Source organism: Sphingomonas hengshuiensis (genome assembly GCF_000935025.1).
Lineage (GTDB): Bacteria > Pseudomonadota > Alphaproteobacteria > Sphingomonadales > Sphingomonadaceae > Sphingomonas > Sphingomonas hengshuiensis.
In genome coordinates, this window is sequence record NZ_CP010836.1 from 5,130,759 (window position 1) to 5,151,079 (window position 20,321).

The following is a 20,321-nucleotide window of genomic DNA, read 5'->3' on the forward strand; positions in this document are numbered from 1 at the left end:
CCGTGCTTCAAGAACCCGGCCCCTCATAGGCGTTGACGATCCGCCCGACGATCGGGTGGCGGACGACGTCGTGGACGCCGAAGCGGACGATCGAGATCCCCTCGATCCCGTCGAGCTTGTACACCGCGTCGTTGAGGCCGGAGGCGGGGGGGCCGCCGGGGAGGTCGGTCTGGTTCGGGTCGCCGCAGATCACCATCCGGCTGTTCTGGCCGAAGCGGGTGAGGAACATCTTCATCTGCGCGGGGGTGGTGTTCTGCGCCTCGTCGAGGATCACGAAAGCATCCGCCAGCGTGCGCCCGCGCATGAAGGCGATCGGCGCGATCTCGATCTCGCCGCTGGCGATCCGGCGCTCGACCTGTTCGGCGGGCAGGCAATCATAGAGCGCGTCGTAGATCGGGCGGAGATAGGGGTCGACCTTTTCCTTCATGTCGCCGGGCAGGAAGCCCAGCCGCTCGCCCGCCTCGACCGCCGGGCGCGACAGGATCAGCCGCTGGACGCTGCCGGTAATGAGCTGCGCCACCGCCTGCGCCACCGCCAGATAGGTCTTGCCCGTCCCTGCCGGCCCGAGCGCGAAGATCATGTCGTTCGACATGAGTTCGCGCATGTAGTGCGTCTGCGTCACCGAACGCGGCACGATCGTCTTCTTGCGGGTGCGGATCATCAGCCCGCCGCCATTGCCGCCATTGCCGGCCGGGCTGCCGCCCGGCGCCTCGGCGCGCAGGATGCCGGTGAGCGTTGGTTCGCTCGACATCGCGATCACCGCTTCGATCAGCCCGGTATCGATATCCTCGCCGCGGATGACGCGGGTATGGAGCTCCTGGAGCACTTCGCGGGCATGCGCCACCGCCTCTGCCGACCCCTCGATCACCACACGCTGGCCGCGCGCGTGGATGTAGACGCCCAGCCGTTCCTCCAGCGCGAGGAGGTTGCTGTCATACTCGCCGAAGAGTTGCGGCAGGAGCTGGGGCTTGTCGAAATTGACCTCGGTGCGCGACCGCTCACCAGACTGGGCTTGGACAGGCTTGCGGCTCATGCGGTCCTTTCGGGGCGGGGCAAAGTTTACGAAGTTGACGCATATACGATACGGAAGTTCGGCGAGACGATAACGGCGTAACCGGGAGCAGGGCGAGGGGTTCCGTGGCGCATGTCGTGCGCCGCAGGATGGCAGACAAGGCGCATGTAGGACAGCGGAAATTCGGTGAGGAAGCGTTGCCTAGGCGGCGACGCGGGCCCGCTGCACCCCGCTCAGCGAATTGGGGTCGGCGCGGACGATTTCGACGTCGATCAGGTCGCCGATCTTCGCATCGGTCAGCAGATGGACCGATTGCAGCCAGGGCGACTTGCCGAGCATCTGGCCGGGGAGCTTGCCCGTCCGTTCGATCAACACCGGGCAGGTCCGCCCCGCCGTCGCGGCGTTGAAGGCGGCCTGATGCCGGTTGAGCGATGCCTGGAGCCGCTGGAGGCGCTCGTCCATCACCTCCGCCGCGATCTGATCGGCCATGTCGGCGGCGGGGGTGCCGGGGCGGGGGCTGTATTTGAAGCTGAAGCACTGGGCATAGCCGACCGCGTCGACGAGGCTGAGCGTCGCTTCGAACTCGGCATCGGTTTCGCCTGGGAAGCCGACGATGAAGTCGCCCGACAGCGCGATGTCGGGCCGCGCGGCGCGGACGCGGTCGAGGATGCGCAGGTACGAGTCGCGGCTGTGGCTGCGGTTCATCGCCTTGAGCACCCGGTCGCTGCCCGACTGGACCGGCAAATGCAGGAACGGCATCAGCTTTTCGACCTCGGCATGCGCGCGGATCAGCCCTTCGCGCATGTCGTTGGGGTGGCTGGTGGTATAGCGGATGCGCGCCAGCCCCTCGATCCGGTCGAGCGCGGCGATCAGCCCGTGGAGCCCGGTGCCCTCGGCATCGTCCCATGCATTGACGTTCTGCCCCAGCAGCGTGATCTCACGCGCGCCGGCATCGACCAGCGCCTTTGCCTCGTCGACGATCGCCGCGAAGGGGCGGCTGACTTCGGCGCCGCGGGTATAGGGGACGACGCAATAGGTGCAGAATTTGTCGCACCCTTCCTGCACGGTCAGGAAGGCCGAGGGGCCGACCTTGCGTCGCCGGGGGAGCGCGCCGAACTTGCTGGCGATCGGCATGTCGGTGTCTAGCGCGGCCTTGCCCGCCGCGGCATCGGCGACGAGCTGGGGGAGGTTGTGATACGCTTGCGGGCCGACGACGACGTCGACCTTGGCGCGGCGGACGATCTCCTCGCCCTCGGCCTGCGCGACGCAGCCGGCGACGGCGATCATCGGGTCCTTGCCATGTTTGCGCAGCCGGCCGATGTCCGAATAGACTTTCTCGGTCGCCTTTTCGCGAATGTGGCAGGTGTTGAGCACCACGAGATCGGCACTGCCCGCGTCGGCGGCGGCGGTCAGGCCCTGCGCGGCCATCAACTCGGCCATGCGCTCGCCGTCATAGACGTTCATCTGGCAGCCGAACGACTTGACGTGATAGGTTTTGGGGGATGGTTTCATTGGGCGGCGCTATAGCCAAAACCTCTGTCATGCTGAACTTGTTTCAGCATCCAAGGCGCGGCAAATTTGCGGCCATGCGAGAGCGGACTCCATGCGTCTACATTTTGGCGAGTCGGCCTCGGGGGACGCTGTATATCGGAGTCACGTCTGACCTTCCTGGCCGACTATATCAGCATCGCAATGGGGTAACCGCCGGATTCGTCGCGCGCTACAACGTCCAAAGGCTTGTCTATTTCGAGACCTGCGAAGCGATGGACGGCGCAATTGCACGAGAGAAACAGTTGAAGCGCTGGCATCGCGAGTGGAAGCTCAACTTGATCGAGCGCGCCAATCCCGAATGGAATGATCTGGCCTCGGGGCTGGGCATTGCCGAGCCACTGTCTCCTGGAGATTAGATTTGGTGGGGCTGGTACGCATCGACCGACGGGCATCCGGTGTGCGGGTTGGATGCTGAAACAAGTTCAGCATGACGGGAAGGGAGGGGGGCGTGACGCCTCAGCCCGCGGGGCTGCCCTTGTACCCGATCGCTTCCTCAGCGTAGCGGAAGGGGCGTAAGGGGTGGCCGAGCGTGGCGATCAGCGCCGCCTCTATGCGGCGGCGGCTTTCGGCGGCGATTGCCTTGCGGCCCGGGAAGTCCGCCGGGAAGAAGGGCTCGAGGAAATGGACGCGCAGGGCAAAGCTGCCGCGGCGCGCGAGGATGCGGCGGGCGTTGCTGACGCCGCGTTCCTGGCCGATCCAGGCAATATCCTCGCCCGCATCGCCATAATCGAGCAGCACCGGCTGGACCATCACGCCGGGCGGCGGGGGCTCCAGCACGCGGAGCATCGGCGTCTTGAACGGGAGCAGCGATTTGCCGTCGGTGGTGGTTCCTTCGGGGAACACCGTGATCGCCCAGTTGTCGATGAGCGCGTCGCGGAGCTGGTTGATCTGTTCGGCGACGCCGAGCCGGTTCTCGCGCTTGACATAGACGGTGCGGTTGAGCCCCGCGAGCCAGCCCACGATCGGCGCGGTGCCGATCTCCGCCTTGGCGACGAAGGCGGTGCCGCTGGCGCCGCCCAGCGCCGGAATATCGATCCAGCTCAGATGGTTGGAGACATAGAATACATCGCGCTTCAGCGGCGTGCCGACGCAGCGGACGCGCGCACCCGCGATCCGCGCGGCAGTGCCGAGGAAATGGCGCGGCCAGGGCGAGGGCAGGCGGAACAGCCGGAACAGATAATGGAGCGGCACGAACAGCGCGACTGCGCCGCCAAGCATCGCCACGCGCAACCATAGCCGCGCCTGTTCGATGCCGGTCAGCGGTGGCGGGTTGCCCTCGGCGGCGTCAGCCCTTGCGGTCGAGTGCGACGCCATAGAGCTCCATCCGGTGATCGACGAGGCGGAAGCCCAGCCGCTCGGCGATCTGCTTCTGGAGCAGTTCGAGCTCGGGATCGACGAATTCGATGACCTTGCCCGTCTCGACATCGATCAGGTGATCGTGATGCGCCTCGGGTGCGGGTTCATAGCGCGCGCGGCCATCGCCGAAATCGTGGCGGTCGAGAATCCCGGCCTCTTCGAACAGCCGCACGGTGCGATACACCGTCGCGATCGAAATGCCCGGATCGATCGCCGAGGCGCGTTCATAGACTTTTTCGACGTCGGGATGGTCTTCGGCGTCGGACAGCACACGGGCAATCACCTTGCGCTGCTCGGTGATGCGGAGCCCCTTGTCGTGGCAGAGCTGTTCTAGATCAATCTTGCGCGGCATTTGCCCGATGTAACGGCAATGATGCGGTGGGGGAAGGGCAGCCCGACGCAAAACGCCGGCCCCGGGCATATCCCCCGGGACCGGCGTTGCAAATCGGCGCGGTGCGCTGGTTCAGACGCGCTTGCGGCGCTTCGTGCCCAGACCGATCTTCTTGGCGAGCGTGCGGCGCTGCTCTGCATAATTGGGGGCGACCATCGGATAGTCGGCGGGCAGGCTCCACTTGGCGCGGTACTGCTCCGGGGTCATCTGATAGTGCGTCATCAGGTGGCGCTTGAGCATCTTCAGCTTCTTGCCGTCCTCGAGGCAGACGATGAAGTCGGGCTTGACCGATGCACGGATCGAGACCGCAGGCTCCTGCTTCACTTCAGGCTCGACGGGGATGCCGCCAAGGCCGGTCAGCGCGGAGTGCACGTTCTGGATGAGCACCGGAAGATCAGAAACCGCGACGCTGTTATTGCTGACATGTGCTGCAACAATATCGGCGGTGAGCGTGATCAACGTTTCATGCGTGTCCGAAGAAGCTTCCATGATATTCCTTTCGACCCATTGAGGGCGACTATAGGTTGCCGCCTGCGCCGCGCTATCGGACCATTCGGCCACGAGCGCAAGTGATTAGACAGCAGTTGCAGCAAAAATCAGGCGAGCGTCCGCGAGAATGTCTGCGCGTCGAACACCTGCCCGGTCTTTCCTCTATAGTAGGCGCGGCGTTCGCCGACCTTCTCGAAACCTTCGCGACGGTATAGCCGGACGGCATCGTTGCCCGCGCGGACCTCTAGATGCAGCTTTTCGACGTCGCGGGCGCGCGCTTCGGCGATCACCGCGCGGAGAAGTGCCCCGGCAACGCCGCGCCGCCGCGCCGCCGGACGCGTGGCGAGCAGGAGGAGCTCGGCCTCGTCGCCGGTCGAACGCGACAGCGCGAAGCCGGAATCGACGCCGTCGACGCTGGCGACGACCAGCCACACGCCGGGCAGCGACAGCATCCCCAGGCACTGGGCGTTGGTCCATGCCTCGCCATAGCGGGGATCGAACGCCGCCTGCATGATCGCCGCGACCGAGGGCACGTCCTGGACGCCGCCTTCGCGCAATTCGGTGAGGTTGACCGCGGTGCTCATGCCAGCCCCCGTTCGGCCAGCGTGCGCGCGTCGGGTGCGCGGCCATAGATCGGGCGCGGCGGCAGCGTGGCGAAGGCGGGCGGGAGCAGGCGGGCATCGCCAGCGTCGGGAAGCGCCTCGCGCAGATCGGCGGCGGGATCGAGCGCGGCGAGGCGGCGGATGCCGCTGCCGATCGCAGGGCGCCCATCGAGCGCCGCGAGCGCATCGGCGGGGAGCAGCGACCGCAACGGGCCGTCGGCAAGCAGGCCATCAGGCCGGGAGGAAGCGAACCCCTGCATGAAGACTTCACCGTGCCCGCCTTCGAGCACGACGGCAAGTCGGGCCAGCGCCGGATCGGCGTCGAACGCCGCCGCGGCGAGCAGCGCGAGCGAGGAATAGCCCGCGACCTGTGCCTGCCAACCAATCGAAAGCCCGATCGCCGCCGCCAGCCCGACGCGGACTCCGGTGAAGCTGCCGGGGCCGACATCGACGAGGATGCGCGGCGCGCGGCCCTGGCCCGGCAGGCTCGCGATCATCGGCACCAGCCGCTCGGCATGGCCGCGCCCGACGACGTCGTGCGCGCGGGCGGTCACGACACCGCCAACGAGCAGCGCGACCGAGCACGCCGCCGTCGCGGTTTCGATGACGAGCGTCGGACGCGTCTCAGACGACGCGGTTGAACCGTTCGAATTCGGGCCGGGGGAGCCGGCCAAAGACTGTGGAGGGATCACCATGGCCCAGCGTAGAGATGAAGTTGGATTTCACGCGGGGCTGGTCGCTGAAGAACGCCGCGTCAACCTTTGCATTGTCGAATCCCGACATCGGACCCGTATCCAGGCCCAAAGCGCGCGCCGCGATGATGAAATAGGCGCCCTGGAGCGACGAATTGCGAAACGCATGGACTTCGCGCGATGCCGGATCGGCGAACCAGTTCTTCGCATCGGGCGCATGCGGGAACAGCCAGGGAAGCTGTTCGTGGAAATCGAGGTCGGTGGCGATGATCACGCTGGCGGGTGCCTTGCGGATCTTTTCGGCGTTGGAGCCGCTCGACAAGTCGGCCAGCTTGTCCTTGGCCTCCTGGCTGGTGATCCACACGAACCGCGCCGTCTGCTGGTTGACCGAGGTCGGCCCCATTTTGAGCAGGTCGTAGATGGCGTGGATATCGGCTTCGGTCACCGGCTGGTCGGTATAGCCGTTGAAGCTGCGTGCGGTACGAAATATCGTATCCAGCCCTGCATCGTCCAGGGGTTGCGCCATGTATTCGGTCCTTGTCTGGAGGGGAGCGCGGTTAGATCGCGCGGACTTCGGTGACTTCGGGGACGTAGTGTTTGAGCAATTGCTCGATCCCGTTCTTCAACGTCGCGGTGGACGAGGGGCAGCCCGAACAGGCGCCCTGCATCTGGAGATAGACCTTGCCCGCGTCGAAGCCGCGATAGACGATGTCGCCGCCGTCATTGGCGACCGCGGGGCGGATGCGGGTTTCGATCAGCTCGCGGATCTGCGCCACGATATCGGCATCGGCGGGATCGTCGCCAAATTCGCTGCCCTCTGGCGGAACCGCGATTTCCGCGGCGCTGCCGGCGCGGAACAGCGGCATGTTGGCGGAGAAATGGTCGAGCAGGATGCCGAGCACATCGGGCTTGAGCATCGGCCATTCGACGCCGGGCGCCGCGGTGACCGAGATGAAGTCGCGCCCGAAGAACACGCCGGTCACGTCGCCAAGTCCGAACAGCGCATCGGCGAGCGGCGAGGCTTCGGCATCCTCGGGGCTGGCGAAGTCGCGGGTGCCGGCTTCCATCACGGTACGACCGGGCAGGAACTTCAGCGTCGCGGGGTTCGGAGTGGGTTCGGTCTCGATCAACATGCCCGCGATGTGGGCGCTTGGCGGCTGCGGATCAAGCGCCCGTGCGGAAACGCTGGGTTGCCGCTCAGTCCTCGCCCGTGTCGGTCGTGCGCGTGGCCTCGCCGACATTGCGGTCGTGCCCGCTCTTGTCGCTGAAGAACGCCGCGGCGAACAGCCCGCAGCCGAGCAGCGTCGAGACGAACACGCCGCCGACCGTGGCGATCACCATCGACGGATAGAGCGGCCCGTAGAGCGAGAGATACCAGAGCGCGCCCGCGACCATCGCGACGCCGCACAGCGCGATGACGATCATCATCCTGCGGAACTCGCGCCATGCCTGGCTGCGTTCGGCGCCGTTGCTGCTGTCCATCGCGCCTATTTCGGGTGCGGCGGGCGGGGTTTCAACTGCGAACCTTTGCCGATTGCGCGGGCGCCTGTCGCTCCAGTGCCGTCAGCGCGGCATTCCAGCGGGGCAGCATGCCGAGCAGCGTGTCGGCCAGCCAGCGCCCCGGCTGGCGCAGCGGGCGGCGGAACTGGAGGAGCAGGACGACGCGCGTGCCCGTGCTGTCGTTCCACAGTTCATGGTCATAGGTGTCGTCGAACACCAGAGTCTCGCCCTCGGCCCAGCGCACCACCCGGTCGCCCACGCGCATCCGCACGTCGCCGTCGCGCGGCACCACCAGCCCGAGATGGCAGGTGATCAGCCCCTTGGTCACGCCGCGATGCGGGGGGAGGTGCGTGCCGGGGGCGAGGACCGAGAAGAATGCGCTGTTCAGCCCCGGAATCCGCGCGACCACCCCGGCAGTCACCGGGCAGCGATCGAGATTCTCGGCGATGCGATAGCCATGGCCCCATAGGAAGAAGGCGCGCCATATGCCGATCGCGCGGGGATCGGGCGGGACCCGCGCGAGCGACGGCGCGCGGCGCGGTTCGCGTGCGGCGGCGACCGCCTCGTCGCGAATCGCTGGCCAATGGTCGCGCAGCAATTGTGTCCAGCCGAAGTCGCGCATGTCGAGCACCGGGGCGTTGGACACCAGCGACGATGCGGCAACGATGCGATCCAGCGCGCCGCGCAGGGGCGTGCCATGGCGCAGGAACCAGGGCCGGTCGCGACCGGGGGCCAGCGCCGCGGGAGTGAATGCGCCCGCCGGATCGGGTGCCGTCACCGCCGAGTCGAAGTGCCGGAAAGCGGCGCCTTTGCGCGAGTCGAGCGTCACCGTCATCCTTGTCGTCCCCCTGCGCGGCGGGCAGGCATTTTTGCCGCAACCCATCGCGAATGCAGGATTAATTCTCGAGTCGGGGCCAAAACATGGCGATTGCGGGGCTGTTCGGGGTTTCCGGATTGCTGAAGCCTTTCGGCCACAGTGGGTCCGTACACCTGCGCGAAAGGTACGCGCTGGCATGCCGGGCGGATCGCCATTAGATGAGTGTCCATGCTTCGTACCTTGCGGTTCCCGCTCTTCGCCTCGCTCGCGCTCGTCACCCTCTCGCCGGCACTGCCGGTCCAGGCGCAGACCGCTGCTCCCGCCCCGACTCCGGCGCCCTCCGGCCCGCGCCCGGTGCAGACCGCCGACGATCCCTGGCTCTACAAGGGCAGCGACCTCGTCCATGACGATGCGTGGACGTTCGGGCGGCTGCCCAACGGGGTGCGCTATGCGGTGCGCAGGAACGGCGTGCCGCCGGGGCAGGTGTCGGTGCGCGTGCGGATCGATGCGGGTTCGCTGATGGAGAAGGACAGCGAGCGCGGCTTCGCGCATCTGCTCGAGCATCTCAGCTTCCGCGGATCGGTCCACGTGCCCGACGGCGAGTCGAAGCGCATCTGGCAGCGGCTGGGCGTCACCTTCGGCAGCGACAGCAACGCCAGCACGACCTTTACCCAGACCGTCTACAAGCTCGACTTGCCGATGGCGACGCCGACGGGGCTGGACGAGAGCTTCAAGATCCTCGCGGGGATGATGAGCGGCCCGGCGATCACCCAGCAGGCGCTGACCGCCGAGCGCCCGGTGGTGCTCGCCGAACAGCGCGAGCAGCCGGGGCCGCAGGTGCGGATGCAGCAGGCGCTGTTCGACCTGATGTTCGCGGGCCAGCCGCTGGCCGAGCGCGAGCCGATCGGCACGACCGAGACGCTGCTCGCCGCGACGCCCGAGAGCGTGCAGGCCTTCCACGATCGCTGGTATCGCCCCGAGCGTGCCGTCGTGATCGTGATCGGCGACGCCGAGCCCGCGCAGATGGAGGCGCTGGTCGCCAAATATTTCTCCGACTGGAAGGGCACCGGCCCCGCGCCCGAGACTCCGAAGTTCGGTGAGCCCTCGGCCGATCACCCGGTTGCCGCGAGCCTGGTCGAATCGGCGATGCAGCCGATGGCGATGATGGCGATCGTGCGCCCCTGGACGGTCTTTGCCGACACGGTGATCTTCAACCAGAAGCGGATGGTCGACATGGTCGCGATCCGCATCATCAACCGCCGGCTCGAATCGCGGGCGCGATCGGGCGGATCGTTCCTCGCGGCGGGCGCCGATCTGAGCGACATCGCGCGATCGGCGAATGTGACCACGGTGCAGGTGCTGCCGACCGGCGAGGATTGGGAAACCGCGCTGCGCGACGTGCGCGGGGTGATCGCCGACGCGCAGGCCGCGCCGCCGACTCAGGCCGAGATCGACCGCGAACTCGCCGAAATCCGCGCGCAGATGGAACAGCGGATCAATACCGCTGCGGTCGAATCGGGCGCGAGCCTGTCCGACGAGCTGATCCAGGCCGTCGACATCAACGAGACGGTGACGACGCCCGAGGCCAGCTACGACATCTTCAAGGGCGCGATCGCGGCCAAGATGTTCACCCCCGAAACGGTGCAGGAAGCATCGAAGCGCGTGTTCCAGGGCACCGCGACGCGCGCTTTGGTCAACACCCACACCCCCGATCCCCAGCTGGTGACCAGGGTCACGGCGGCGCTCCAGACCGATGTCGTCGCGAGCGGCAAGCGCAAGGCGCTGGGCAATGTCAGCTTCGACCAGCTCCCCAGGCTGGGCAAGCCGGCGACGGTGGTGAGCCGTGCGCCCGCGGTGGCGGATACCGGCATCGAGAAGGTCGTCTATTCGAACGGCGTGACGCTGTTGATGCGTTCCGATTCGTCCGAAGTCGGCAAGGTCTATGTCAATGTCCGCTTCGGGCGCGGGCTCAACGCGCTTCCCGCCAAGCCGTCGCCCGCCTGGGCGGCGGACATGGCGCTGGCGGCGAGCGGCGTCGGCCCGTTCGGGCAGGAGGAGCTGGACGCGCTGACCGGCAATCGCCAGATCGGCTTCAACTTCGGCACCGACGACAATGCGTTCACGCTGAACGGCCAGACCAACAAGGCCGATCTGAACGACCAGCTCCGGCTGTTCGCGACCAAGCTGGCGGCGCCGGCATGGGACCCGAACCCGGTGCTGCGCGCGCGAGCGGGCATCCTGTCGGGCTATGCCGGGTTGTCGGCATCGCCCGACGCGGTGCTGTCGCGCGACCTGGAAAAGCTGCTCCATTCGGGCGATCCGCGTTTCGGCATCCCCGATCGCAAGACGATCGAATCGATCACCCCGGCGGCGTTCCGCAAGCTGTGGGAGCCGCTGCTGGCGACCGGGCCGATCGAAGTCGAAGTGTTCGGCGACATGGATGCCGAGGCGACCGTGAAGGCCGTGGGCGAGACGTTCGGCGCGCTCAAGCCGCGCAAGGCTCCGCCCACGCTGACGCCCGAAGCGCCGTTCCCCGCGCATCGCGATACGCCGGTGGTGCGCACCCACACCGGCAAGCCCGACCAGGCGGCGGCAGTGATCGCCTGGCCCACCGGCGGCGGCACCGCGGGCATCGCCGAGAGTCGCAAGCTCGAAGTGCTGGCGGCGGTGTTCCGCGACCGGATGATCGACCAGCTGCGCAGCCAGGCGGGGGTGAGCTATTCGCCCAACGTCGCCAGCCAGTGGCCGACGGGGATGCAGAGCGGCGGCAAGATGATCGCGCTGGGGCTGGTCCCGCCCGACAAGACGGCGTTCTTCTTCGAACTGTCGCGCGCGATTGCCGCCGATCTGGTCGCCAAGCCGATCGACCTCGACGAACTCAACCGCGCGCTGACTCCGCTCAAGCAACAGATCCTCCGCCAGTCGAGCGGCAACATGTTCTGGATGCGGCTGGTCGAAGGCGGCAGCCAGGACCCCGCGATCCTGGCGGCGGTGGATACGCTGGCGATCGACTATACCCGCGTGACGCCGCTGGAGCTGCAGGCGCTGGCGGCGAAATATCTGCGGCCCGACAAGGACTGGACGCTGGCGGTGGTGCCGGAGAAGGACGCGAAATAGGCCTCTTTCCCTCTCCCGTCGGGAGAGGGTTGCGCAGACTTGGTCTTCGCTGAAAGCGAAGGCTTAGTCGGAGCTGGGTGAGGGGATCACCCACTCGAGAGCGCATCCCCTCATCCAAGCTCCGCTAGGCAGCGCGCTGCCAAGCTGCGCTATCCTTCTCCCTCTGGAGAAGGCTAAGAAACAGGGAGGCTTCTTAATCCCCCTCCCGCAAGCGAGTTGCAGGTCGATCAGGCCCCCGGCCTGATCTGAACGACGCGGGGCGTCGTTCACCTGCAACTGGAGCGTTATGGCACCGGCGTTTAAGGCCGGTCTCCCAAGGAACCCCGGATGATCCTGCGCAGCGACGAAATCCTGGACGTGGACGTGCCCGGCGGCGGGGCGATGCGGATGCATCTGTTCCGGCCCGCGATCGAGGGGCGGTTTCCCGGCGTGCTGCTGTTTTCCGAAATCTATCAGGTCACTGCGCCCATCCGGCGGCTGGCGGCGATGATCGCGGGCAATGGCTATATCGTCGCGGTGCCCGAGGTCTATCATGAGTACGAGCCCGCGGGCACGGTTCTGGCCTATGATCCCGCGGGCACCGATCGCGGCAACGCGCTGAAGGTTACCAAGCCGGTCGCGGCTTATGATGCCGATGCGGCGGCGGGGCTGACCGCGCTGGCCGAACATCCGGCGTGTAACGGGCGGCTGGGGACGTTCGGAGTCTGCCTGGGCGGGCATCTGGCCTACCGCGCCGCGCTCGACCCGCGCGTGGCGGCGGCGGCGTGCTTCTACCCGACCGACATCCATTCGAGCACGCTGGGCGAGGGCCGCTGCGACGACAGCATGGCGCGGATGGCCGAGCTGAACGCGGAGATGCTGTTCGTCTGGGGCCGGCAGGACCCGCACATCCCCTTTGCCGGACGCGAAGCGATCCGCGCGCGGCTGGAGGAGACCGGCGTGTCCTATGCCTGGCACGAGATGAACGCCCAGCACGCCTTTCTGCGCGACGAGGGGCCGCGCTATGACCCCGCGCTGTTCCTGGAGGCGATGGCGCTTACGCTGGGGTTTTACCGGCGGGTGTTGGGGTGAGGGGGTTCGATGGCAGCGGCATCGCGGCGCGAAAGGCGGGTTCTGACGAGCGCCGGGTTTCCTTAGTCATGGGGCGGTGCTGGTGAGGCTCGAATCGCCCCACAAGCGGTCTTTCCAATCCTCACCCGCCAGGGGGAGGTGGCAGGCGCAGCCTGACGGTGGGGGCGGAAGCATATCGCCCCGTGTGTGCGTCCTCCCCCTCCGGCGCCTTCGGCGCCACCTCCCCCTGGCGGGTGAGGATTTTCGTAACGACAACTCCCGCCCGATTCTGTTCTCTAATAGGGCAAGGTCTGGCTGCTCGGTCCTGAGCGGATTGGGTGCCTTTGGGTGCCTGCGTTCTCTGCGTGCTCGATATCGGCACTTGATGGGGTCAGCTGGGTGCAACGTGGCTTGGTTGAAAGCGCAGTCGGTCGACGGGTCGGCCGCATGCTACAGAATCGGCGCCATCATTTGCTCCCTCCCTCGGGCGTTGCTCCCGCTCGGGAGCTCGGTGCGGCCTCCTGTCTCTTGGTCGGCGGAGATTAGGCCGGTCGGAAGTCGGTGCCGTGTCGGAGCATGGAGTGCATGATGATGGCGAGGCGTCGGGCGAGCGCGATCCGCGCCTTGCGCATGGTCGAGCGCCTGGCGATGGCGAGCGCCCAGTCCTTCAGCTTCAGATCGCCCTTGTAGCGGGTGAGCATGACGTTGGCCGACTCATAGAGCAGGGTTCGAACGCGTCGGTCGCCAACTTTGGAGATCCCGCCGACATAGTCGATCTCGCCCGACTGGTAGCGCCGCGGCACCAGTCCGAGATAGGCACCGAGATCACGCGAGCGGCGGAAGCGGCCCGGATCGTCGATGGCGGCGGTGAACGCCAGCGCGGTCAGTTGCCCAACGCCAGGGATGGTCATCAGCCGGCGGCACGCATCGGACGCGCGAACCAGCTTCTTCATGTCGGCGTCGATGGCCGCGATCGCGCCGAGTACGGCATGGCGTGCCGCCACGAGCCCTCGCATGGCGCCTGACAGGCCCGCAATGCCTTCGCTCATGGCGATCACCTGGTCTACGAACGCGGGGCTGAGGCCACGCGGCAACCGGACGCCGAACACGACCGCGAGGCCACGGATCTGGTTCTCGAGCGTGACGCGCTGGCCGACCAGCTTCTTGCGCGCGATGATCAGCGCGCGCACCGCATGTGCCGGTAGCGACTTCACGTGCACGGGCTTAAAGAAGCCCGTCCTCGCCAACTGAGCCAGCCCACGCGCATCATTGCGGTCAGTCTTGTGTGTCGCCAGCGTCTTCAGCGCCTGATATGCCTGCCGGCTCTCGACGCAGACAACCGGCACGCCCAGTTCGGCCAAGCCATGGTAGAGCATCGGTGCCATGCGGCCCGTCTCGAACACCACACGCGTACACGCCGGGGCCTTGGCCAGGGCCGCCGAGATCGCCTCCGCTGATGACGACGCCGTCACCTCGTGTATCACCGTGCCGTCACGATCAAGGACGCAGATGTGCGTCTTCTCCAGCGACACGTCCAAGCCAGCATAGTAATCCATGGTCGTTCTCCTCTTCTACATCGGAGCCGATCCTATCGGTCTCCATCGAAGAGCAGCCAGACCATTACCCAATGTTGAAAAACTCCGTAAGCGGCCGACCCACAGCGATGTTAGGCAACATGAGTTCGTGAACGCTGCCGAAAGAGGCGTTAAACTGCAAATGGCAGCCATCTATAGCATCGATATTTCAGCACCAAGTCCTGTGATCGGCCGACGAGGAGTTTTTCAACACTATCGCCCGATTGCCGCCAGTCTGGAATGGTGCGAACCTTCCTCGTTACCGGCAACGGTTGCCAATTTCGGAGCGCAGGCTTGTGAGTACACCAGTTCCAATTCTGAACGACGAAGAGCAGGAGCATCCTGTTCCGTCAGTATGGAGAAGTAAGCTTCGGGACATCGCGGAGGCGCTCAAAGATGGCAACTTCAACCTACTTGGCCTCGCCGATGTCGATCAGCTGGACGATACCACGGCGGCTGGAATTGTTCAAAATATCAATGACTATGGCTGCACACTGACCTCGCTCCCAGACGCTAGTTGGGAAACCTCGGTCTGCCAGTGGCAACTCGAATATTGGGAAGTGCTGGTAGACTTATTCACCGTCGAGGAGGGATGTAGTGACCTGGTTTTGCATGTTCACGTTTTCGAGCGAGTTGGCGGTTTCGATTTCAAAGTGCACTTCGTTTATGTGCCATAGCGCGGGCCAACGTCGCATTTGGCAATGACCGCTTTCCACCACTTCCCGCCGCCGCCTCCCTCAATACAGCGCGTCGAGCCTTGCCCCATAGGCCTCCCGCAATACATGCCGCCGGATCTTCAGGCTTGGCGTCAGCTGCTCGTTCTCGATCGTGAACGGGCCGTCCGCCAGGATGAACTTGCGCACGCGCTCCGTCACCGACAGGTCGCGGTTCACCCGTTCCACCGCGGCGGCGACCGAGGCCTTATAGTCGGGGTCCATCGCCAGCGAGCGGAAGTCGCAGCGGGTGCCGGAGCGGGCGCACCATTCCTGCGTCCAGTCGGTGTCGGGGACGATGACGGCGGTCATATAGGGTTTCTTGTCGCCCGCGATCATTGCCTGCGCGATCTCCGGCTGGAGCGTCAGCATGCCCTCGACCTTTTGCGGGGCGACATTGTCGCCCTTGTCGTTGACGATGATATCCTTCTTGCGATCGGTGATCTTGATGCGGCCCTTGTCGTCGATCAGCCCGATGTCGCCGGTGTGGAGCCAGCCGTCCTTGAGGACGCGCGCGGTCTCCTCGTCGTTGCGCCAATAGCCGTGCATCACCAGCTCGCCGCGCACCAGTATCTCGCCGTCCGCGGCGATGCGGACCTCGACATCGGGGAGGGGCGGGCCGACCGTGTCCATCTTGAGCCCCGCCTTGGGCCGGTTGCACGAGATGACGGGCGCCGCCTCGGTCTGGCCATAGCCTTGCAGGAAGGTGATGCCGAGCGACTGGAAGAAGATGCCGACTTCGGGGTTGAGCGGCGCGCCGCCTGAGACCATCGCCTTGATCCGCCCGCCGAAGCGCTTCGCGAGCTTGGGCCGCAGCGTCGCGCCGAGGAACAGGTCCATCGGCTTGTCGAGCAGCGTCGCCTTGCCCGCCGCGCGGCGGCTGCCCAGGTCGACGGCCTTTTCGAGCAGGTACTGGGGGAAGCGCCCTTGTTTCTCGACCTGCTTGGTGATGCGGGTGCGCAGGACCTCGAACAGGCGGGGGACGACGACCATGAGCGTCGGGCGGACCTCCTCGATATTCGAGGCGAGCTTTTCGAGCCCTTCGGAATAATAGATCTGCCCGCCCAGCGCGACCGGGAAATATTGGCCGCCGGTATGTTCATAGGCGTGGCTGAGCGGGAGGAAGGACAGGAATATTTCATCCTCCCAGCCGAAATCCTCCGAGATGATCGTGCAGCAGCCCGCGACATTGTGGAGGATCGCGCCGTGATGCTGCATCACGCCGCGCGGGCTTCCGCCGGTGCCGCTGGTGTAGATGATGCACGCCAGCTCGTCGCGCCCGAAGGTCGCGAGTGCGGCCATCGTCGCGGGCGGCGTATCGTGGCGGGCGATCAGCGCGCGCCAGTCATGGAACTCCAGGCTGCCCTGTTGCGCGACGTTGACGTCGTCGATCCCTATGACGATGCGCGCCGAGGAGGCGCGGATCGCGGCGGGGAGCAGCGTGCGCGCGAGCCTGGCGTTGGACACCACGATCGCGCAGGCGCCCGAATTCTCGATGATATGCTGGTGATCGCGTTCGGTGTTGGTGGTGTAGGTGGGGACGGTCACGCAGCCCGCCGCCATGATCGCAAGGTCGGTGATGCAGAATTCGGGGCGGTTCTCGCACACCAGCATCACGCGGTCGCCGGGCCGCAGCCCGAGCGCCTGGAGCGCAGTGGCGAGGCTGGCGACCTGGCGCGCGGCCTCGGCCCAGCTCGTGGGGTGCCATGTGCCCGCAGCCTTGCGCCACAGGAACGGCGCGTCGCCCTTTTCCGCGGCGCGGGTGAAGAACATCTGTACCAGATTGTCGAAACGTTCGAGCGTTCGGCTCATTGCGGTCCCTCTCTCGCCGTACACGCCCCCTTGTGGGCGGGAGCGTTGCACGATTGCAACATCCTAGAGCGCGTCCACCGCGATGTCGACGTGGACGGCGTGGCGGACTTTGCGCTATCCCTCGAACGCCGTTGCGCACGACACGGGTTCAGACACATAGCGAGAGAGATAAGCGCAGGGGCATTCTCGCTTCCGGGAGCATCGATGCAGTTGATCCGCAAAGCCGCGGTGGCGTTCGCCGCGTTCGCATTGGCCGCCTGCACCGCGACGCAGGCCCCGGTCGCCGAGGCGCCCCCGAGCGCGCGGGTGCCGCAGATCTTCGTCGCGGCGGCCAATCCGCTGGCGGCGGAAGCGGGGATGGCGGTGTTGCGGCGCGGGGGGAGCGCGGTCGATGCGGCGGTGGCGGTGCAGGCGATGCTCTCGCTGGTCGAGCCGCAAAGCTCGGGCGTCGGGGGCGGCGCGTTCATGACCTATTATGAGGCGAGCACGCGCAAGGTGTCGGTCTATGACGGGCGCGAGACTGCGCCGGCGGGAGCGTCCGAAGGGATGTTCCTGGGCGCCGACGGCAAGGCGCTGTCGTTCTTCGACGCCGTGGTGAGCGGGCGTGCGACGGGGGTGCCGGGCGCGGTCAAGATGCTCGATCTGGCGCATCGCGAGCATGGTGCGCTGGCGTGGCGCACGCTGTTCGGCGATGCCGAGCGCGTCGCCGAACAGGGCTTTGCGATCTCGCCGCGGCTGGGGCGGTTCCTGACCGGGCGATTCCCACAGAACAGCGCGCCCGACGCGGTCGCCTATTTCACCAATGCCGATGGCAGCCGGATGAAGACCGGCGACGTGCTGCGCAACCCGGCCTATGCCGCGTTCCTCAAGCGGCTGGCGAGCGAGGGCGTGGCGGCGCTGTACGCCGGGCCGACTGCGCAGCGGATCGTGGCGCGGACCAACGCGGCGCCGCTGGGCGGGACGATGACGATGGCCGATCTGGCGGCCTATCGCCCGGTCAAGCGCGAGGCGCTGTGCGGGAGCTATCGCACCTATCTGGTCTGCACCCCGCCGCCGCCGTCCAGCGGCGTGGGGCTGTTGCAGCTGATGGCGCTGCTGGAGCGCACCGACATCGCCGCGCGCGGGCCGACCGATCCGCAGGCATGGTTCCTCTTCGCCGAGGCCAGCCGGGTGATGTATGCGGACCGCGATCGCTATGTCGGCGATCCGGCCTTCGCCAAGGTGCCAGTCGCGGGGATGCTCGCCCCGGCCTATATCGGCGAGCGTGCGAAGCTGATCGGTGCGGTTGCCGGGCCGGCGCCCGTGGCGGGCACGCCCGAGGGCGCAGTGGTCGCGGGGCGCGACCGGACGCTGGAGCCGATGGGCACGTCGCACTTCATCGTCGGCGACGCGAAGGGCAATGTCGTGTCGATGACCACCACCGTTGAGTCGATCTTCGGGTCGGGGCGGATGGTCGATGGGTTCTTCCTCAACAACCAGATGACCGATTTCTCGCTCCAGCCGCGCGACGCGCAGGGGCGGCTGTCGGTCAACGCCCCCGCGCCGGGCAAGCGTCCGCGCTCGTCGATGACGCCGCTGATCCTGCTGGACGGCGAGCGGCGCTTTGCCGGGGCGCTGGGGTCGGCGGGGGGCAATGCGATCCTGCCCTATGTTGCCAAGTCGCTGGTCGGTGCAGTCGATTGGGGGCTGCCGATGCAGGACGCGCTGGCGCTGCCCAACCTCGTCGCGCGCGGGGAGAGCTTCAACGGCGAGGTGACCAAGTTTTCGCCCGCTATTCTCGCCGGGCTGGCTGAGCGCGGGGTGACGCTGCGGCCCGGACAGGGCGAGGATTCGGGGCTTCAGGGGGTGATCGTGCGCGATGGCCGGATCGACGGGGGGTATGACCCGCGGCGCGAGGGGCGCGCGCTGGTGGAGGCGGCGCCGGTGGGGCGGTAGGGGGGTTCTTCTTCTTGGTTCCCCTCCCGCAAGCGGGAGGGGCTAGGGGAGGGCTGCACGTGTGCAGCGCTTCTGCTACTTCAGGCCCTCCCCCGACCCCTCCCGCAAGCGGGAGGGGAGCGCCAGATCAAAGGGCAGTCCCCTCACGCAAACGCCGGGGAGCCCTTGAGCTGCTGGTATGCCTCGATCACCTTTTGCAGCGCGCTTTCGTGGCTGCGGTCGCCGCCGTTGCGGTCGGGGTGGTAGCGGCGGACGAGTTCGGAATAGCGCTTGCGCAACGCGGTGCGATCGGCGTCGGTGCCGAGCTGGAGCGTGCGCAGCGCCTCGCGGTCGCGGCCTGACAGCGGCTTGCCGTCGCTGCGTGCTGCCTCGTCCTGCATCCGGGTGCGGAAGCGCGCGCCGATCGCGTCGAGCGGATCGGAGAAATCGGCCCAGCGCGGCGGGCGATCGGCGCCGCCGGTGGCGTTGAACGCCCGCGTCTCGCGCTCCCACCCGGCATAGGGGCGCTGGGCATCGTGGATCTCCTCGGGGCTCATCCCCTGGAAGAAATTATACCCCGAATTGAATTCGCGGACATGATCGAGGCACAGCCAGCGGAATTGCGGCGGGCCGTCGGCGGTGTGGCCGGACCCTTCCAGCGGGGGCGCGCGGAACTCGCCCGGCTCGGCGCAGCCGGGATGCGCGCAGACCCGTCCCTGCGCTTCGACGCGACCGTGGAAGCGGGCGGTGGGACGATCTTTGCGGGGATTGCTGGCAGGCACGCGACTCTCTCGGACAAACCGCATATATAGTCGGCATGACCGCCTCCGCCACCGCCCCGCTCGCCGAAGTCATCGCAGCCCGCCTCAAGGAGGCGCTCCACCCGACGCGGCTCCATGTCAGCAACGATTCGGCGCAGCATGGCGGCCATATGGGCGACGACGGCAGCGGTGAATCGCATTTCAGCGTGAGCGTGGAGAGCCCCGCCTTTGCCGGGCTGTCGCGACTCGCGCGGCAGCGGCTGGTCAATGCGGCGCTGGCCGATCTGCTCGCGACGCGCATCCACGCGCTGGCGATCCAGGCGCGCGCGCCGGGCGAATGACCGCCCCGCGTGCTGCGCGCCCCGCGGCGCGCATCCTGTTGCTCGACGCGGGCGACCGGGTGCTGCTGTTCCGCTTCGACCCCGCCGACCGGCCGCCCTTCTGGTGCACGCCGGGCGGGGCCGTCGATCCGGGCGAAAGCTATGCGCAGGCAGCGCGGCGCGAATTGCGCGAAGAGACCGGAATCGATGCCGAGCCCGGCGCCGAGGTCGCGCAGCGCTTCGTCCAGTTCACGACGATCGAGGGCGTGCCGGTGGATGCCGACGAACGCTATTTCCTGGTCCGCACCGATGCCGGGGCGATCGATACCGGCGGGCATACTGCGCTGGAGCAGCGCGTGATGCGGAGCTGGCGCTGGTTCACCCGCGCCGAGATCGCCGCGCATGACGAGCCGATCTTTCCCGAGGACCTGATCGAGATGATCGACGTGGCGCAAGGCTCTGTTTGAAAATTCGCGAAAGAGCGAATTTCAGGGCGGCACCAGCCCGCTCCCCCGCCCGGCCACCCCTAGAAATACTGTCGTCGGGTGGCCGGGCGGGGGAGCGGGCTGGTGCCGCGAAATGCGCCACGGCGCATTTCCAAACGGCCCCGCCCCGGAAACGCTGCGTTCCGCCGATTAAACCCTTGTCTG

The 20,321-nt window shown here is 67.0% G+C and carries 21 protein-coding genes; 7 read left to right on the forward strand and 14 right to left on the reverse strand.

Translation table 11 applies throughout. From position 1 onward, the window contains the following. Positions 1-7: 7 nt before the first annotated feature. Entirely contained in the window at positions 8-1,033 is a 1,026-nt protein-coding gene (locus tag TS85_RS23425) for a PhoH family protein (RefSeq protein ID WP_044335492.1), read from the reverse strand. A gap of 180 nt (positions 1,034-1,213) precedes the next feature. Then, on the reverse strand, positions 1,214-2,524 hold the full coding sequence (miaB, locus tag TS85_RS23430; protein ID WP_077228769.1) for a tRNA (N6-isopentenyl adenosine(37)-C2)-methylthiotransferase MiaB: 1,311 nt from the start codon (positions 2,522-2,524) through the stop codon (positions 1,214-1,216). Positions 2,525-2,553: 29 nt separating this feature from the next. On the opposite strand from miaB, the gene TS85_RS23435 reads away from it, so the two are divergent. Then, positions 2,554-2,919 carry a GIY-YIG nuclease family protein gene (locus tag TS85_RS23435; protein WP_227698599.1) on the forward strand — a complete coding sequence of 122 codons (366 nt, stop codon included), beginning with the start codon at positions 2,554-2,556 and terminating at the stop codon, positions 2,917-2,919. A 100-nt stretch (positions 2,920-3,019) separates the two neighbouring features. Here the strand turns inward: TS85_RS23435 and TS85_RS23440 are convergent, their stop codons facing one another. The 9 genes from TS85_RS23440 to TS85_RS23480 form a co-directional block, all read right to left on the reverse strand. Continuing rightward, a complete protein-coding gene (locus TS85_RS23440; RefSeq protein WP_044335494.1) occupies positions 3,020-3,877 on the reverse strand; it encodes a lysophospholipid acyltransferase family protein in 858 nt (285 codons plus the stop codon). After that, a complete protein-coding gene (locus TS85_RS23445; protein WP_044335495.1) occupies positions 3,849-4,271 on the reverse strand; it encodes a Fur family transcriptional regulator in 423 nt (140 codons plus the stop codon). Before TS85_RS23445 ends, TS85_RS23440 begins: the two co-directional genes overlap by 29 nt. Positions 4,272-4,382: 111 nt before the next feature. Further along, positions 4,383-4,799, reverse strand: a complete 417-nt coding sequence (locus TS85_RS23450) for a MucR family transcriptional regulator (protein ID WP_044336923.1) — start codon at positions 4,797-4,799, stop codon at positions 4,383-4,385. Between the two features lie 107 nt (positions 4,800-4,906). Beyond that, positions 4,907-5,383 carry a GNAT family N-acetyltransferase gene (locus tag TS85_RS23455; protein WP_044335496.1) on the reverse strand — a complete coding sequence of 159 codons (477 nt, stop codon included), beginning with the start codon at positions 5,381-5,383 and terminating at the stop codon, positions 4,907-4,909. Beyond that, positions 5,380-6,096 carry a tRNA (adenosine(37)-N6)-threonylcarbamoyltransferase complex dimerization subunit type 1 TsaB gene (tsaB, locus tag TS85_RS23460; protein WP_077228770.1) on the reverse strand — a complete coding sequence of 239 codons (717 nt, stop codon included), beginning with the start codon at positions 6,094-6,096 and terminating at the stop codon, positions 5,380-5,382. The genes TS85_RS23455 and tsaB overlap by 4 nt, the downstream gene beginning before the upstream one ends. Then, positions 6,026-6,619 carry a malonic semialdehyde reductase gene (locus tag TS85_RS23465; RefSeq protein ID WP_044335498.1) on the reverse strand — a complete coding sequence of 198 codons (594 nt, stop codon included), beginning with the start codon at positions 6,617-6,619 and terminating at the stop codon, positions 6,026-6,028. Before TS85_RS23465 ends, tsaB begins: the two co-directional genes overlap by 71 nt. 31 nt (positions 6,620-6,650) lie before the next feature. Further along, on the reverse strand, positions 6,651-7,226 hold the full coding sequence (locus tag TS85_RS23470) for a NifU family protein (RefSeq protein ID WP_044335500.1): 576 nt from the start codon (positions 7,224-7,226) through the stop codon (positions 6,651-6,653). A gap of 64 nt (positions 7,227-7,290) precedes the next feature. After that, complete coding sequence (locus TS85_RS23475) at positions 7,291-7,575, reverse strand: hypothetical protein (protein ID WP_044335502.1); 285 nt, start codon at positions 7,573-7,575, stop codon at positions 7,291-7,293. Positions 7,576-7,606: 31 nt separating this feature from the next. Next, entirely contained in the window at positions 7,607-8,428 is an 822-nt protein-coding gene (locus TS85_RS23480) for an aspartyl/asparaginyl beta-hydroxylase domain-containing protein (protein WP_077228771.1), read from the reverse strand. Positions 8,429-8,638: 210 nt separating this feature from the next. On the opposite strand from TS85_RS23480, the gene TS85_RS23485 reads away from it, so the two are divergent. Continuing rightward, the gene (locus tag TS85_RS23485) at positions 8,639-11,527 is read left to right on the forward strand and encodes a M16 family metallopeptidase (protein ID WP_044335504.1); all 2,889 of its coding nucleotides are present in this window, start codon (positions 8,639-8,641) and stop codon (positions 11,525-11,527) included. 327 nt (positions 11,528-11,854) lie between these two features. Further along, positions 11,855-12,598, forward strand: coding sequence for a dienelactone hydrolase family protein (locus tag TS85_RS23490; RefSeq protein WP_044335506.1), 744 nt, complete (start codon positions 11,855-11,857; stop codon positions 12,596-12,598). 521 nt (positions 12,599-13,119) lie between these two features. Here TS85_RS23490 and TS85_RS23495 read toward each other — a convergent pair. Beyond that, the gene (locus TS85_RS23495) at positions 13,120-14,133 is read right to left on the reverse strand and encodes an IS110 family RNA-guided transposase (protein WP_044330013.1); all 1,014 of its coding nucleotides are present in this window, start codon (positions 14,131-14,133) and stop codon (positions 13,120-13,122) included. A 314-nt stretch (positions 14,134-14,447) separates the two neighbouring features. Between TS85_RS23495 and TS85_RS24960 the strand changes: the two genes are divergently transcribed. Then, on the forward strand, positions 14,448-14,828 hold the full coding sequence (locus TS85_RS24960; protein WP_227698600.1) for a DUF7668 domain-containing protein: 381 nt from the start codon (positions 14,448-14,450) through the stop codon (positions 14,826-14,828). Positions 14,829-14,888: 60 nt separating this feature from the next. Here the strand turns inward: TS85_RS24960 and TS85_RS23500 are convergent, their stop codons facing one another. Then, the gene (locus TS85_RS23500; protein WP_044335508.1) at positions 14,889-16,676 is read right to left on the reverse strand and encodes an AMP-dependent synthetase/ligase; all 1,788 of its coding nucleotides are present in this window, start codon (positions 16,674-16,676) and stop codon (positions 14,889-14,891) included. Between the two features lie 204 nt (positions 16,677-16,880). On the opposite strand from TS85_RS23500, the gene TS85_RS23505 reads away from it, so the two are divergent. After that, a complete protein-coding gene (locus tag TS85_RS23505) occupies positions 16,881-18,611 on the forward strand; it encodes a gamma-glutamyltransferase family protein (protein WP_044335509.1) in 1,731 nt (576 codons plus the stop codon). Between the two features lie 143 nt (positions 18,612-18,754). On the opposite strand, the gene TS85_RS23510 is transcribed toward TS85_RS23505, so the two are convergent. Further along, positions 18,755-19,372 (reverse strand): DnaJ domain-containing protein, encoded by a 618-nt coding sequence (locus TS85_RS23510; RefSeq protein WP_227698601.1) that lies wholly within the window; start codon positions 19,370-19,372, stop codon positions 18,755-18,757. A 35-nt stretch (positions 19,373-19,407) separates the two neighbouring features. Between TS85_RS23510 and TS85_RS23515 the strand changes: the two genes are divergently transcribed. Both TS85_RS23515 and TS85_RS23520 read left to right on the forward strand, forming a co-directional pair. Next, a complete protein-coding gene (locus TS85_RS23515) occupies positions 19,408-19,692 on the forward strand; it encodes a BolA family protein (RefSeq protein WP_044335511.1) in 285 nt (94 codons plus the stop codon). Continuing rightward, entirely contained in the window at positions 19,689-20,138 is a 450-nt protein-coding gene (locus TS85_RS23520; RefSeq protein WP_044335514.1) for an NUDIX hydrolase, read from the forward strand. Before TS85_RS23515 ends, TS85_RS23520 begins: the two co-directional genes overlap by 4 nt. The last annotated feature ends 183 nt before the right edge of the window (positions 20,139-20,321 follow it).